15 protein-coding genes are annotated in these 14807 nt (G+C 38.0%); 11 read left to right on the top strand and 4 right to left on the bottom strand.

From position 1 onward, the window contains the following. Positions 1 to 8: 8 nt before the first annotated feature. Positions 9 to 143: a hypothetical protein gene (locus NIES593_RS25155; RefSeq protein ID WP_281250716.1), complete on the bottom strand. Its 135-nt coding sequence runs from the start codon at positions 141 to 143 to the stop codon at positions 9 to 11. 381 nt (positions 144 to 524) lie between these two features. Between NIES593_RS25155 and NIES593_RS09080 the strand changes: the two genes are divergently transcribed. Further along, the gene (locus NIES593_RS09080) at positions 525 to 1727 is read left to right on the top strand and encodes an HhoA/HhoB/HtrA family serine endopeptidase (RefSeq protein WP_073599269.1); all 1203 of its coding nucleotides are present in this window, start codon (positions 525 to 527) and stop codon (positions 1725 to 1727) included. 304 nt (positions 1728 to 2031) lie between these two features. Here the strand turns inward: NIES593_RS09080 and NIES593_RS09075 are convergent, their stop codons facing one another. Next, entirely contained in the window at positions 2032 to 2331 is a 300-nt protein-coding gene (locus NIES593_RS09075; protein WP_073599268.1) for a DUF5132 domain-containing protein, read from the bottom strand. 24 nt (positions 2332 to 2355) lie between these two features. Here NIES593_RS09075 and NIES593_RS25150 point away from each other — a divergent pair, with 24 nt between their 5' ends. Next, positions 2356 to 2481, top strand: a complete 126-nt coding sequence (locus NIES593_RS25150) for a hypothetical protein (RefSeq protein ID WP_281250715.1) — start codon at positions 2356 to 2358, stop codon at positions 2479 to 2481. Between the two features lie 289 nt (positions 2482 to 2770). Here NIES593_RS25150 and NIES593_RS09070 read toward each other — a convergent pair whose 3' ends face one another. Then, the gene (locus NIES593_RS09070; protein WP_073599267.1) at positions 2771 to 3634 is read right to left on the bottom strand and encodes a hypothetical protein; all 864 of its coding nucleotides are present in this window, start codon (positions 3632 to 3634) and stop codon (positions 2771 to 2773) included. 510 nt (positions 3635 to 4144) lie between these two features. Beyond that, the gene (locus tag NIES593_RS09065) at positions 4145 to 4408 is read right to left on the bottom strand and encodes a hemolytic enterotoxin (RefSeq protein WP_073599266.1); all 264 of its coding nucleotides are present in this window, start codon (positions 4406 to 4408) and stop codon (positions 4145 to 4147) included. Between the two features lie 396 nt (positions 4409 to 4804). Here NIES593_RS09065 and NIES593_RS09060 point away from each other — a divergent pair, with 396 nt between their 5' ends. Genes NIES593_RS09060 through NIES593_RS09020 form a run of 9 tightly spaced genes read left to right on the top strand, consistent with a single transcriptional unit; the run spans position 4805 to position 14805 of the window. Then, complete coding sequence (locus NIES593_RS09060) at positions 4805 to 6160, top strand: flippase (RefSeq protein ID WP_073599265.1); 1356 nt, start codon at positions 4805 to 4807, stop codon at positions 6158 to 6160. A 12-nt stretch (positions 6161 to 6172) separates the two neighbouring features. Then, positions 6173 to 6994: an FkbM family methyltransferase gene (locus NIES593_RS09055; protein ID WP_083602396.1), complete on the top strand. Its 822-nt coding sequence runs from the start codon at positions 6173 to 6175 to the stop codon at positions 6992 to 6994. Between the two features lie 45 nt (positions 6995 to 7039). Continuing rightward, positions 7040 to 7933, top strand: coding sequence for a glycosyltransferase family 2 protein (locus NIES593_RS09050; RefSeq protein ID WP_073599264.1), 894 nt, complete (start codon positions 7040 to 7042; stop codon positions 7931 to 7933). Then, positions 7930 to 8676: a class I SAM-dependent methyltransferase gene (locus NIES593_RS09045; protein ID WP_073599263.1), complete on the top strand. Its 747-nt coding sequence runs from the start codon at positions 7930 to 7932 to the stop codon at positions 8674 to 8676. The genes NIES593_RS09050 and NIES593_RS09045 overlap by 4 nt, the downstream gene beginning before the upstream one ends. Next, on the top strand, positions 8673 to 10661 hold the full coding sequence (locus NIES593_RS09040) for an HAD family hydrolase (RefSeq protein ID WP_073599262.1): 1989 nt from the start codon (positions 8673 to 8675) through the stop codon (positions 10659 to 10661). The genes NIES593_RS09045 and NIES593_RS09040 overlap by 4 nt, the downstream gene beginning before the upstream one ends. Positions 10662 to 10672: 11 nt before the next feature. Beyond that, positions 10673 to 11497, top strand: a complete 825-nt coding sequence (locus tag NIES593_RS09035; protein WP_073599261.1) for a methyltransferase domain-containing protein — start codon at positions 10673 to 10675, stop codon at positions 11495 to 11497. Further along, positions 11494 to 12738, top strand: a complete 1245-nt coding sequence (locus NIES593_RS09030) for a glycosyltransferase family 4 protein (protein WP_073599260.1) — start codon at positions 11494 to 11496, stop codon at positions 12736 to 12738. Before NIES593_RS09035 ends, NIES593_RS09030 begins: the two co-directional genes overlap by 4 nt. A gap of 30 nt (positions 12739 to 12768) precedes the next feature. Further along, entirely contained in the window at positions 12769 to 13872 is a 1104-nt protein-coding gene (locus NIES593_RS09025; RefSeq protein WP_073599259.1) for an EpsG family protein, read from the top strand. A 60-nt stretch (positions 13873 to 13932) separates the two neighbouring features. Further along, a complete protein-coding gene (locus tag NIES593_RS09020; protein ID WP_245817382.1) occupies positions 13933 to 14805 on the top strand; it encodes a glycosyltransferase family 2 protein in 873 nt (290 codons plus the stop codon). Positions 14806 to 14807: the final 2 nt, after the last annotated feature.

Genomic DNA, 14807 nt, shown 5'->3' with positions numbered 1-14807 from the left:
AAAATTTTTTAAATCTCTGAGACGATACTATAGCGATCGTCTTCTTCATATTCTTTTTCTGGAAAATCGCAGCCAGCGACAAGTGTTAGAGCTGCTGTAGAGGGAGCCAGATAGACTAAGTTTTTTACCAATTTTCGTTTCATAATTCTTATTTTTCATTCTTTAATCTCGGTAGGTCGTTCGGCTAGAAACACCGGTCAGATCGCTATCATCAATCATGATTTCTTCGCCCGCTCTATTTCTAGGGACTAATTTATCTCACAAACTTCGATCTAGCCTCTATCTAAAGAATGAATTGAAAGTTTCTCAAAAGTAGGAAAAACCAAATTCTTATGGGTAAAAATATTTTGTTTTCGATCGATCGCCTATTTTTATGAAGATATTTATCGCATTTATTTTGATTGACCCTGGATGCGATCGCAAGATTAAAAAAGATTTCTCAAGATAGCTAAAAAATTGGCTAAATAGTTATAATTACTTCAAGAAGAAGAAATTAATATTTATTGGTATTAACAAAAAAGATTATGAACAAACCAATAACTTACTTACTGCTACCTTTGCTTAGCATCGCAGTAGGAAGTTTGAGCGGTTGCACGATAGATTGGGGAAGAGAAAATCGTCCGGCGATCGCTCCCTCTCCAACGGTCGATCAGTCAGAAAATCAAAGCGCTCGTTCTCTAGCACCAACGGCTGACGATACTAACTTTGTGGTTGCAGTTGTCGAAAAAGTACAACCGGCGGTGGTTCAAATTAATACTTCCCGAACTGTCAGAACTCAAGTCCCGTCGCTGCCGGAAGAATTTAACGATCCCTTCTTCAGGCGATTTTTTGGAGACAGATTTCCCACGCAGACTCAAGAGAGAGTGGTGCGCGGTATTGGCTCTGGCTTTATCATTAATTCCCAGGGTCAAATTCTCACGAATGCTCATGTTGTCAGCGATGCCGATACAGTAACGGTAACGTTTTCCGACGGTCGCACGGTTGATGGCAAAGTGCTGGGAAAAGACCCCGTAACCGATATTGCCGTCGTGCAAATTCCTGGCGATAATCTGCCAGTAGTAGAATTAGCTAATTCCGATTCTGTACGACCGGGACAGTGGGCGATCGCGATCGGCAATCCTTTGGGATTGCAAGAAACTGTCACAGTCGGCGTTGTCAGTGCAACAGAACGCTCTGCTAGCGCTCTAGGGATTTCCGACGGACGGATTGGCTTTATTCAAACCGATGCCGCTATTAATCCTGGAAACTCCGGCGGCCCATTGCTCAATGCTCGCGGACAAGTCATTGGCATCAACACGGCGATTATTGGCGGCGCACAAGGGATCGGCTTCGCTATTCCAATCAACACCGCTCAAAGAATAGCCCAAGAGATAATCTCGACAGGGAAAGCGGAACATCCTTATTTAGGAATAGAGATGTTACCGATAACACCCGAACTAAAACAACAAATCAACAGCGCTCCCAACAGCGATATCCGCATCGAGGCGGATAGAGGTCTTCTGATTGCCCGCGTCGTCCCTAATTCTCCAGCCGCTAGAGCCGGACTGCGAGCAGGAGATGTCATCCAATCGGTCGGCAATCGTCCCGTGACTAATGCTGACGAGCTTATACAAACTCTTGAGCAAAATGGCGTAGGTAACAACTTGCCAATTGAAGTATTGCGCAACGGGCAGGCAGTGCAAGTAACAGTACGACCCGAACCACTGCCACCGCTGGCCAAACCCTAGTTGAGTGACAAAACTCAAATCGCCCTCACCCCAACCCCTCTCCCAGAGCGGGAGAGGAGCTTTCAACTCAAAACTTTGGACTAAAGTCCCTTCGCCCCTTGTGGGAGAAGGGATTTAGGGATGAGGGGCAAAGATTTGTCAGTCAAGATGAATTTGATTAGTTTCTCTAGGGAGAAACAACAGACGCAAATATTGCACCTTAAGCACTAAAACGCCCAGAAATCAATTTCTGGGCTAATCACCAAAGTCCACTTAAGAGGACTTAAGCTATGAGCCAGGAACTGAAGTTCCTGGCGGACTGAAATTAACCAGCTTCCGAGTGAGCTTCGACTGTTATGGTCTTTTGCTCGGCTTCTTCAGCGAGTTCGGCTTGACTTTCGGCAACGATGTCTTCAAAAGCTTCTCGTACTTCTGAAAAAATCCCTTTGCTTTTTTCATAGGCAACAATTCCCCCTTTGATCGCTGTTTTAGCAATGGGTTTACCCACCTTTGTCCAAGCAGGCCCGGCAATCGGGGCAAGAAGTAATACACCAGCACCAATAACGAGACCGGGAAGGCCGAAGTCTTCTACAAGATCGCCGACATCGAGTTTCAAAAAAGCCATAATACACCTCCAATTGATTTCTTAGTGACGGTTAAACGCTGCGCACAGACCATTCCCGCGATCGCGCTCGATCTATCATTGTCGATCGAAGTTGCTGCCATTGGGTTGAGTCTTACGGTAGTGGCGATCGCTCATCCAGAAAGGTTGTGAACCGCGACAATTCCCACATTTTGGTAGACAATTGGTTTGGCATAATGGGCAATGGCGATCGCCTCGACAAAACCCCGCCATCAACACCGTCGTAAGGATACGGACACGTCTGCATCAGCTAAGGCAGCGGAGTCGTTGAGTTCGTTGCTATTAAACCATCTCACCCCCTTTTTTATTTTCAAAACGATTTAAATAAACACTAAAGCTGGTTTGAGAGGCATATTTGCCATCGATTGCAGCATTAGCGTCAGCGCACTAAACTTAAACTGCGACCAAGGACTTGTCGTTTCTAACGTTGCTGCCTTGGGGGTTCTGAGATTGATGCTGTTGATGCGATTGCTTCAGTTGCTTCTGGGGTCGGGTTCGACTCAGGAGACTCATCAATCTTGCTATGCTCGAAGGAGCGATCGTCTGACTTTTCTTCTACCGACGCCGTAGGATTTTGCCGGCGAGCAAACCGAATCTGAGACAGGAATGCAGATGCATCGAAGGAGGTATCGGCACGGTAGTCGATGACTACCGTGGCAGTAGCGGGATTAACGCGCAGGCTTTTAATTCTCTTGTCTGCTGCGGCTAGGCGATCGAGTTGGCCAACATAGTTGCGATCCCAAGCAATGCGAGGAATGTGCAAGCGAATCCGTCCGGGAATCTGATGAATGACTTTGTAGGCGCTAGAGGACTTTTCTCGTTCTTTGGCAGGCCATTCGCGATCGAAGCCTTCGATCGCTTCGCGAGTCAAGTTTGTGGCGATTAAATAGGTAGCAATTGCTTGCCAGCCATACACTCCCAATCCTCTCGTCGTCATCAGTCCGACGACAGGGGGAACGAGCGATCGCAATCCTGTAAAAGCTTGCGATAAAGCTTCACAGGGAAAGTTCTCTGACCCGGTTCGCGCTTGGGAAACACAAAAGGGTTGAAGGGCTTCCTTGAGTTGTGATAATGTTTGTTTGCTTGGTTCAAATGTAACGCTCAAACTCCCTATTTGTTCATTTGTTCTGACAGATCGAACTCCGTTTTGCTGTCGTAGATGTTGCGCTACATTATTTAATTCTGCTTTAGCCTTTGCGTCTACAGCACGGAGGCGGACACGGTTGGCAACAGCGTGCAGAACTTCAAACCCACCTTTTGAGCGGGATGTTTCTACATCTTCCATTGACTAATACCTCGGTGATGTAATGGGTTAATGGTTTATTAAACTTTACTTAACCCTAATTTGATTTTAGATGGTTTTGCCAGTAATTTGGTTGCTATTTACACAAAACTCAATCAAATTTTCTGGTTTCAGTATTCTCGATATCTAAGCTGTTGTCCGTAAACGTTAAGCGTTCTAACGAATTAGAGGATTCAGATTTTCCTGTGTGGTTGAGTAGTAGAACGCACGCTTGCCTAGTTATGTCGTTCTCGCCACCTAAGAGAACATCCCAAAAGTCTATTTTGTCATTCTAGGTTCAGTAAGCGAAATATCTTCTACCAATTCGCCGATGCTCCTCCACTTCGTGAGAATCCGCGTCGGTTGGCAATTAGTCAGCAGTTCTGTGTGTAAGGCTTTTTCCTTGAGCATCTGTAGCGTTCTTTTTTAGAAATGGTCTTATATAAGTAGTAAGTTATATATTAGCCGATTTCCCGTAGCGATCGCGTCGAAAAAGAAGAGTCACAATGGATATTAAGGATTACCGATGAGTCCGAACAGCTTAGCAAGTCCACCGAGAATAGCGACGATCAAACCAATTAATACTCCTCGACTCAGGAATTCTTGATTTTCCATTCGTTTGTCGAGTCCATCGATCTTGGTTTTCACCGTTGCCATATCGATGTTTAATTTATCTACCTTTTCATCAACCTTGTCTATTTTTTGCTCAAGCTTATCTAGCTTTTGCTCAAATCTGTCCAAGTATTCTTTTAAGTCTTGTTCGATGGTTAGGCTCATGAGAGTTACACTTCAATTAGGTCAAGAATTGTGCCTGTCCCCTAGTTCCCCCTGGGGGGTTGTTTTTATTATCTCGTATTCGGCGAATGCCCTAATGCAACCAAGCCAAAATTGGAATTAAGCGTGAAACAAATAGCAGTAGTATTAGGTCTTTCAGTTGAATGAGTTAGGTAGTTTTTTAGGATTGCGATCGATCGCGCTAGCGGATTTGTTGCGTCGTCCTGGATTCCATTACGTCAATATGGAAAGGTTCGGAACAAAGTGTGTTATCAGCTAATCTGTTAATTTTTAATAAAAGTCATTCAATCTTGACAGACATAATGCTATGCAAATATACTCTCTGCTAGTAACAAGAATTAGAATTAGCGAGACTGATGGTAGCTGTAGCAAAGTGTGATGTTTAAAAAATTGGCTCAGGTCAATCAAAAGCTTAGCCCTGAGTTACGCAAGGTGATTGGGAATATAGGATGGCTATCGGTAGAAAAAATCTTTACGATGGTAATGTCTTTATTTGTGGGGGTTTATACGATCCGATATCTTGGAACGGAAAGCTTCGGCAAACTCAGTTACGGTGTTAGCTTTGTGAGTTTATTTGAGGCAATTGCTAAGTTAGGGTTGGATGGAATCGTAATCCGCAATTTAGTCCAAAAAGAAGAGTCAACTCAAGAAATATTAGGTACGGCTTTTGTACTGAAGCTTATTGGTAGTTCAGTGACGATTGTCTTGGTTGGCTGTGCTGCCTTCACTTTCAACCATGATTCTCAACTTCGTTGGATAATTCTCATTATTGCTGTTGGATTATTATTTAGTTCTTTTGATGCGATTGATTATTGGTTTCAGTCAAAAGTCAAGTCAGGTGCAATCGCAATAACGAGAAGCTTTCAACTAATTTTAAGTTCATTAGCTCGGATATTATTTATCGTACTTGGACTTCCTTTGATAGCATTTGTTTGGTTGATTTTGGCAGATGTTATCTTAAAGGCAATTGGGATGATTTGGATTTATACAAAGAGCGATCGATCGATTTTAAGCTGGAAATTCAACTGGTCAAAAGCTATAGAAATGCTTAAAGATTCATGGCCGCTTATCTTTTCCGGTCTAACGATTGCTCTTTATATGAAAATCGATCAAGTAATGCTAGGTAATATAACAAGCAATGAAGAGGTGGGGAATTATGCAGCAGCAGTGAGATTATCAGAAGTTTGGTATTTTATTCCAATGGTGATTTGCTCTTCTGTATTTCCAGCAATTCTTCGGGCAAAAATCAGAAGTCAGCACGAATATTATTTTAAATTACAACAACTATACGATTTAATGGCATGGATTTCATTATTGGTGGCAATACCGATGACATTTGGCTCAGAAATTTTGATGACTACCTTGTTAGGCGAGCCTTACAGAAGAGCAGGAGAGATTTTATCTTTGCACATCTGGGCGGGACCGTTTGTATTTTTAGGTGTTGCTGTTAGCCAATGGTGGATGGCAGAAAACTTGACGAAGTTTAGCGCTATATCAACATCATTGGGAGCTGGAACTAATATCGTATTAAATTTTTTATTAATCCCATCTTATGGTGGTGTGGGAGCAGCAATAGCAACCATCATATCTTATGCCATTGCTTCTCATGTCTTGTGTCTTATTTGTCCTTTTACCTTTAAAACTGGCTGGATGCTAACTAAGGCTTTATTTGTGCCGCTACGAATCTCTAAAAATTTAACCTACCTCAGTCAGTTAAAAAAATATATAGTATAAAAAAATGTCATTATGTTGAAAAGTAAAATTAAACAAAAAATTTGGATTTTATTAAGATGGGTGTTTGCAAGAAAAAAATTCTATCGTTTAAATAAAATTCTATATCAACTAAGCTTAAATGGTTTAGGTATTTTAAATTATGAAAACAAGCGAGTTAGTGGAGAGTATAATTTTCTAGCAACAGTTGTAAAAAATCTTGACAAGAATGCAGTTGTCCTAGATATAGGAGCCAACATAGGAGAGTATTCAAATTCAATCAAAAAAATAAGACCAGATATACAGCTTTTTGCTTTTGAACCTCATCCTAAGACTTTTAAAATTCTAGAAAAGAATGCAAAATTACATAATTATTGTGCTTTCAATTTAGCCTGTGGCAAAGAAAAAGCAAAATTAAAATTATATGATTACGAGAAATCAAATGGATCGCAGCATGCTTCTCTTTTTCATGAAGTTATAACAGACATTCATGGCAGCAAATTTATTGAGCATGAAATAGATATTATTAATTTGGATAGCTTTATCAAAGAGCAAAATATTAAAAAAATCAATCTTATTAAAATTGATGTTGAAGGTAATGAATACGGCGTTCTAGAGGGACTTCATGAAGCAATAAAAAATAATCTTGTTGAAATAATTCAATTTGAGTTTAATGAAATGAATGTTGTTAGTAGAAGTTTTTTTAAAGATTTTTATGAAATATTGTCTGAATATACATTGTTTAGAATGCTTCCTGACGGAATAGTTCCATTAGAAAAATACCATCCACTCTTTTGTGAAATTTATGCTTTTCAAAATATAGTAGCAATCCATAAAAAAATTAAATTGCATATCTAAAAACATGGATATCGTAGTTTAATTACTTTTGATCAAAATTTAGCAATGAGAACACCTGTCGCCTTCCTGATATTTAATAGACCAGATACGACAAAGAGAGTATTTGAAGCTATTCGCCAGGCAAAACCATTTAAGCTTCTGGTAATCGCAGATGGTCCTCGTAAAGATAAACCTGATGATGAGAAAAAATGTGCTGATGCTAGGGCTATTATCGATCGCGTTGATTGGGATTGCCAAGTTCTGACTAATTATTCTGACAGTAATTTAGGATGCAGGCGAAGAGTATCGAGTGGATTGGATTGGGTGTTTAGTCAAGTTGAAGAAGCAATTATCCTCGAAGATGATTGTCTTCCCCATCCTACTTTTTTCCGCTTTTGTGAAGAGTTGCTCGATTATTATCGAGACGAAGAAAAAGTTTGGCATATTGCTGGAACTAATCTAACACCAATTAGCGATTTGAAATCAAGTTTTTTATTCTCTCGATTAGTCCCAATTTGGGGATGGGCAACCTGGAAAAGGGCATGGCAACATTATGATATTGAAATGAAGTTATGGTCAAAATATAAGCATAGTGAAGATCTTCAATATTTTGGTAGCCAACAGCAAAATGTTTATCAAGTTTTTGAAGATAATTATCATAGTCTTGTAGATACTTGGGATGGTCAATGGGCTTTTAGTTGTGTAGCCCATCAAAGTCTTTCTATTATTCCCAAAACCAATCTAGTAATGAATATTGGCTTTAGATCGGATGCTACTCACACAAAAGGCAAGAGTAAGTTTGCTTATATTCCAGTTCGAGGTCTAGACTTTCCCCTAGTAAAACCTTTGAATATGATTCCCAATCAAGAATTTGATGAAAAATTCTTAAGCTTTCTGAATGACTCTGAATTTAGTTTAGTTAGTAAAATTAAACAATTTATTCGGAAAACCGTATTATGAACCAAAAACTCGACTATAGTCGCCACTATCTAAAATGGCATTCTGATACACCCCAGCATACTCAAAGTATGAAATCCTTTTATCAAAGTATGTTTTCCAGATTTCTACCTGCTGATAGAAATCTTTCTATATTAGACATTGGCTGCGGCATGGGGTTTGCCTTACTAGCATTACAAGACATGGGATATTTAGATGTAAAAGGAATTGAAATTGATGACGCACAAGTTAAATCTTGTCTTGAGAAAGGAATAAAAGTTATTAAAGTCGCTAATTCTATTGAATATCTAGCCAAAAAAAACAATAGTTATGAATTGATTTTATGCTTGGATGTGATCGAGCATATTCCCCACGAAAAACAATTAGAATTTGTTAAAGCTATTCAAACTTCTTTGAAACCGGGGGGGAAACTAATTTGTACTGTTCCTAATGCCAATTCGGGATTAGCGAGCCGATGGCGTTACATTGACTGGACTCATCATATTAGCTTTACAGAACATAGTTTAGACTTTTTGTTATTTAATGCTGGTTTTGAGAAAATTGAAATTTATGAGACTGAATTTTTTAAAAATCCTGGCCTTAAAGGTTTGATAAAAGTTAAACCCTTTCTTCATTGGTTACTATTTCTTTTAGTTCGTAGTCTCCGAAGATTGGAAATGATAGCAGAATTAGGCTGGGAACAAGGAAAAAACATTCCTCTGTCGCTTAACCTTTTAGCAACAGCAGAAAAACAAAAAACTTTATGAAAACAGTAGTTCATTCGTTCGATGTTTTTGATACAGTCCTAGTTCGTATCTGGGCTAAACCCACAGACCTGTTTTGGGAATTAGGTAACCAACTCCAGCGAAAAAACTTAATTACCATTTCAGTAGAAGCTTGGATGAATTTGAGAGTGGAAGCTGAAAGACAAGCCAGGAAAAAATCGGTGACAGAAGAAGTAACTATTGAAGAAATATATAAACCCCTTGCCGAATACCTAGATTGGTCACCAGATACTGTTGCCAGAGTTATCCAACAAGAAATAAATTTAGAACTTTTAAGTTTACGTCCTGTTCCAGAAATAAAAAAAAGAATTCAAGAACTTCATCAATGCCGGGAAAGAATAATTTATATTTCAGATATGTATCTTCCTAAAGAGGCAATCGAACTTTTTCTACAAAAAAATCAGCTTTGGGAAGATGGCGACCGATTGTATTTATCCTCAGAAATGGGATTGACTAAAGCCTCGCGAAAACTGTTTGAGCTATGTTTGGATAAAGAATGTCTTAAACCATATCAGTTGACTCACATAGGAGACAATTTATATTCCGATGTCAAAGTTCCTAAAAAGCTTGGTATTCAAACTAAATATTTCGCTCAAACTCACCTAAACCGTTATGAAAAGCTAGTAGCCGAGACAATAGATGTGCCTCTAAAATTCCGTTCGCTATTAGCTGGAACGAGTAGGTTAACCCGCCTGCAATGTCAGGAAAATAGCTTACACAAAAAAGTTATTTGGGATACAGCAGCAAGTGCGATCGCACCAATCTTGTTTGGTTTCGTTTATTGGTGTTTAGAACAGGCGCAGCGCCTAGGGAGAAAAAGACTCTATTTCGTTGCTAGAGATGGTCAAGTTTTACTAAAAATAGCTAAGATTATTTGTCATAATTGGAATTATGAGATTGATTGTCGATATTTGTACGGTTCTCGGCAAGCATGGCACTTTCCAGCCATTCAAGAAATTACAGAAAAAGAACTAGACTGGATATTCGATCCAACATTATTTTTATCAGTTAATTTAGTCTGTGAAAGAGTTAATCTTAACCCAGAAGAGATAAAAGATTGTCTTGTTAAAAATGGCTTTTTAGAAGAGGTTTGGAATACAAACTTAAACAAGCGCCAAAGAGAAGCTTTAAAAAGCATATTTCAAAAGGTTGAAATATGCGATCGCATTGTAGCCAGGGCAAAAGAGTATAGATTGAATGCGATTGGTTATTTTTGTGAAGAAGGATTAGGCGATGGAGTACCTTTTGGGATAGTTGATATCGGTTGGAATGGAAGGCTTCAGCGATCGCTCAGTAACCTACTTGCAACTGTGGATATGTACCCGGAAGATGGTGTGTGCGGATTTTATTTTGGCTTATCCCAGCGTTTAAAAGCTTATCCTACCGATCGATTATTAGCTTATTTTTCCGATCCAGATCGACCTTTAGAAAGAGATTATCTATGCTCTCACAGAGGTTTAATTGAAGTATTAGTATCTGCCGATCATGGCAGCACAGTAAAATTTGAGAAAAGTAGTGATAGTTACAGGCCAATTTTAAGGTCGAAACAAAATGAATTAGCAATTGAATGGGGAATAGAAACATACCAAAGAGTTTTAGAAGAGTGGGTTGACAATTTTACTCTTAAAGTAAATAAATCTTTATGCAAAGCTAATTATTTTCTAAGAATATCAGAATTGCTCATGACTACTTTTTTCGAGCATCCAACTCCTGAAGAAGCACAAACATTTGGTAGTTTTTTATTGTCCGAAGATCAAACCGAAACTATTTATCATAGAATTGCTCCTTATTATCATATCCATGAAGCTATTAAGTTATTGATTTTAAGAAAAAACAAAAGTAATTTTGCCTGGCTGCCAGCATCAGCACTTATCAGTGGTTCTATAGCCAGTTTTTTTTTAAAACTATACTTAATTCAATCGAAGTTTAAAAGATATATAAAAGCTATAAAATTTCAATCAAAATAATCTACTATTATATGAAACTATTAAATATTGGTTGTGGTACTGTATTTCATCCAGCTTGGGTAAATATCGATCTAGTCTCTTCTTCACCAGAGGTTCAAGTATGTGATATCCGAAAAAAGTTGACTTATCCTGATGCTGAATTTGATGCTTGTTATAGTTCTCATGTAGTCGAACACCTCAAACAAGAAGAAGTCAATCAATTGCTAGCTGAGTCTTGGCGTATCCTTAAACCAAAAGGTGTTATTAGAGTTGTCGTTCCCGATCTTGAAGCGATAGTTAGAGAATACTTAAAAGCTTTAGAGCAGGTTGAAGCTGGTGTTAAGGAAGCTGAATTAGACTATGATTGGATGATGCTAGAGCTTTACGATCAGGTAGTTCGTAGCTTTAGAGGAGGACAAATGGCTTGTTTTTTGGACAATCCTAATATTCTCAACAAAGATTTCGTGTTCTCTCGGATCGGTGACGAATTAGAAAACCATGTAGCAAGGAAATTAGTAAAAAAATCTTTATGGGAGAAACTGAAAGCGGAAAATTCATTTTGGCTAATCCAAAAAGTGCGAAACAATATTGCTAAATATTTAGTCACTATAGTAGCAGGTAGTGAAGCCAAACAGGCACTAGAAGAAGGGTTATTTCGTAATTCAGGTGAAATTCACCGTTGGATGTACGATCGCTTTTCATTACGAAGATTGCTTGAACGAGCAGGGTTTGTAGATATTCGGGTTTGTCGTGCTGATGAGAGCAGAATTTTAGATTTTAATAGCTATAACTTGGATATAGTAGATGGCAAAGTTCGCAAACCAGATTCCTTGTTTATGGAAGCGATTAAGCCATGAAAATTTTACTTCTAAGTACCTATGACTGGCAAGGAGGGGCAGCCAAAGCAGCTTACAGACTTCATCAAGCACTGCGAAGAACTGGTATCGATTCTCAAATGCTAGTACAAAGTAAATTGAGTGACGAAGAGACTGTTATCACTTCGGCAACTAAATTCCAAAAAGGACTGGCTAAATTAAAACCTTCTTTGGATCTCCTGCCTCTAGGATTATATTCTAGGCGCGAGCGCGTTACTTATTCCCTCCAATGGTTTCCAGATACTATTGCTTCTCAAGTAGCTCAAATTAACCCTGATATTATTAACTTACATTGGATTAACTCAGGCTATCTACGGCTTGAAACTCTAGCAAAATTCAAAAAACCGATTGTTTGGACGCTCCATGATATGTGGCCTTTCACTGGAGGATGTCACTATAGTAGTGATTGCGATCGCTACACTAAAACCTGCGGTGCTTGTCCCCAATTACGTAGCACTAGGAAATGGGATATATCTCGTTGGGTTTGGCGGCGCAAAGCAAAAGCTTGGAACAATTGTAATCTTGCTATTGTCACGCCTAGTAACTGGTTAGCTAAATGCGCTCAAGAGAGTTCTCTGTTTCAAAACTTTCGGATAGAAGTGATTCCTAACGGTTTAGACATCCAAAGATATAAGCCAATTGATAAACAGTTAGCTAAAAATCTGCTGGGATTGCCTATAGATAAACAAATCATACTGTTTGGCGCGGTTAATGCAACGAGCGATCGCCGGAAAGGCTTTCATCTACTATTGCCAGCTTTGCAAACACTCGATCGATCTCAATGGCAAGAGAAAATAGAGCTAGTTAGTTTTGGCGCTTCCCAACCCGTGGAACCTCCAAATTTTGGTTTTAAGGCTAACTACTTAGGAAAATTAAGCGATGAAATTTCTCTATCCTTAGTCTATGCGGCAGCAGATGTTTTTGTTGCTCCTTCACTTCAAGACAATTTACCCAATACGGTTATGGAAGCTTTAGCCTGCGGCACTCCTTGCGTTGCTTTTGAGATTGGTGGAATGTCCGATATGATAGAACACAAGCAAAATGGATACCTGGCTCGACCTTATGAAGTAAGCGATCTAGCAAAGGGGATTACTTGGGTGTTAGAAGATAGGGAAAGATGGAGAAATTTATGCGATCGCGCTCGCAAGAAAGTCGAACAAGAATTCAGTCAAGAATTACAGACAAAGCGCTATTTATCCTTATTCAGTCAGCTTTCTTTGTAGCCCCAAAAACTCACAAATTCAACCTTAATCATGTTTCAAGCAGAAACTCCATTTGTCTTATTTGAGTGCTTGTATTTAATTGTTGTTTTGTGTTATGTATTTACTCAATCAAAACTTGTATGCTGGTTAGCCTATAGTTTAGCTGGATTGAAATACTCTCTTTCATCTCTTGAAAGTATCGATATCATAACCTATGAGAAAATTTACAAGGCAGTCCAACAATTTGGATTTGAGCCTTTCATGGGAATGGAAGGAGCATATACAAGCTTATTATATTTGGCTAAAATAGCCAATCTATCACTAACTTTAATTCATGGGATTACTGTTATAGTTTTTTTGGTTGCAGTTACTTTTTTATTTCAAGTTTTTCTTCCCAAAAATAAAGCTATAGTAATCAGCTTTTTTTTTGGTTTTGTCCTAGTTGGTGGAGAGCTTAATTTGTATTTGTTAAGGCAGCTGCTGTCAACTGCTATTATTTTTTGGGGCATGAGTTTCTTATTTAAAAACAAGCCATTTAGAGCATTAGTAATCTATCTTTGTGGTTTCTTATTTCATTCAAGTACAGCTATTTACTTTCCACTATTTATTAGTGGTTTTTTTAGAAAAAAAATAACTAAAATCTTGATTGTCATAGGCAGTTACCTTTTAGTTTTTGTGCTGGCTTCTAATTTTGAATTAGGATATGAGCTAATTTCAGGGCTTACCGGACAAGAGTCTTTATATTATACAAAGTATCAAGCATACACTTCATTTTCCGGTAAAGCAGGATGGAGAGATGAAGGAAGCATGGGATTGCTTACTATAGGAATGATTTTATACTTCATTGCTGTAAATGTCTGGAATCGGCTCTATTTTTTTAGAAGTAAAATCTGGCTTTTTTATTTATTTAGTTTTACTATGGTAATTTTTCAATTTGCACTGGAAGCCTTTAGACTTTTCTGGATTTCTTCTAGATTAAATTTCATCTCAGATTCATTACTTTTAATATCTAATATTTTGATTAGTTTAGAACTCATACCCAAAAAATATCATCAGTTAATGATTGTTTTTTCAGTCGTAGCAATTTTTTGGGTTTCGGTCTATGCTATCGTCATAGGATACGATCGATATGGGCTTTACAGATTTTCACTTTGAGAAAATTTTTCCATTGATGCCAAGAAGCATGTCGATCTAGTTTTAGATTATCATATGAATATGAAAAGCACAAACTTAAATCTTACTCTACCCTTAAAAGAAGGTGGACTACAAACTCAAAATAAATTTAAATTTTCGACGGAAACCAAGCCATTAATTTCTATTATAACTATAGTATTTAATAGAAAAGATTTATTGGAAATAACAGTTCAATCAGTTATCGGTCAGTCTTATGAAAATATTGAGTATATTATTGTAGATGGTGGCTCAACTGATGGAACTGTTGAAGTTATTAGACAATATGAAGACAAAATAGATTATTGGGTTAGCGAACCAGACGAAGGAATTGCAGATGCTATGAACAAAGGAATAAACTTGTCTTCAGGTATTCTGATCGCTCATCTTCATGCAGGAGATAGATTTGTTTCTCAGGACATAGTGTCACAAATTGTTGAATCATATAAAAATGAAAAATGGAGATGGTGTTTTGGTAATCAAGCATTAGTAAACTCCACAGGTGATATTGTTAGTTTTTACCATCCACCCAAGTATAGTAAAAGAATCTTGCATTTAGCTAATATTATTCCTCATGCAACAGTTTTTGCTGAAAGGAGTTTATTTCAAGAAGTAGGTGGTTTTGACAAAAGTTTCAAATGTGCAATGGATTATCATCTTTGGCTTAGATTTGCACAAATATCTGAGCCAAAACAATTTGATTTAACTATTGCATTATTTTTACTTGGTGGTTTTTCTGCCAATATTAAATTGGCATTGCAGGAGGAATTTAGAGCAAGAGTTGAAGTCTTAAAACAATCTTCTGTTGAAAAATTAATTTCTTTTTGTGTAATTTGTATTAGAATTTTAAAAAGATGGCTCAATATTACAACCTTTGTAAAATTTAATGGTTCAAATTCAAAAATGACAAACTTTTAATT

This window comes from Hydrococcus rivularis NIES-593, assembly GCF_001904635.1.
GTDB lineage: Bacteria > Cyanobacteriota > Cyanobacteriia > Cyanobacteriales > Microcystaceae > Hydrococcus > Hydrococcus rivularis.
This window is presented reverse-complemented; position numbering and strand designations above follow the sequence as displayed.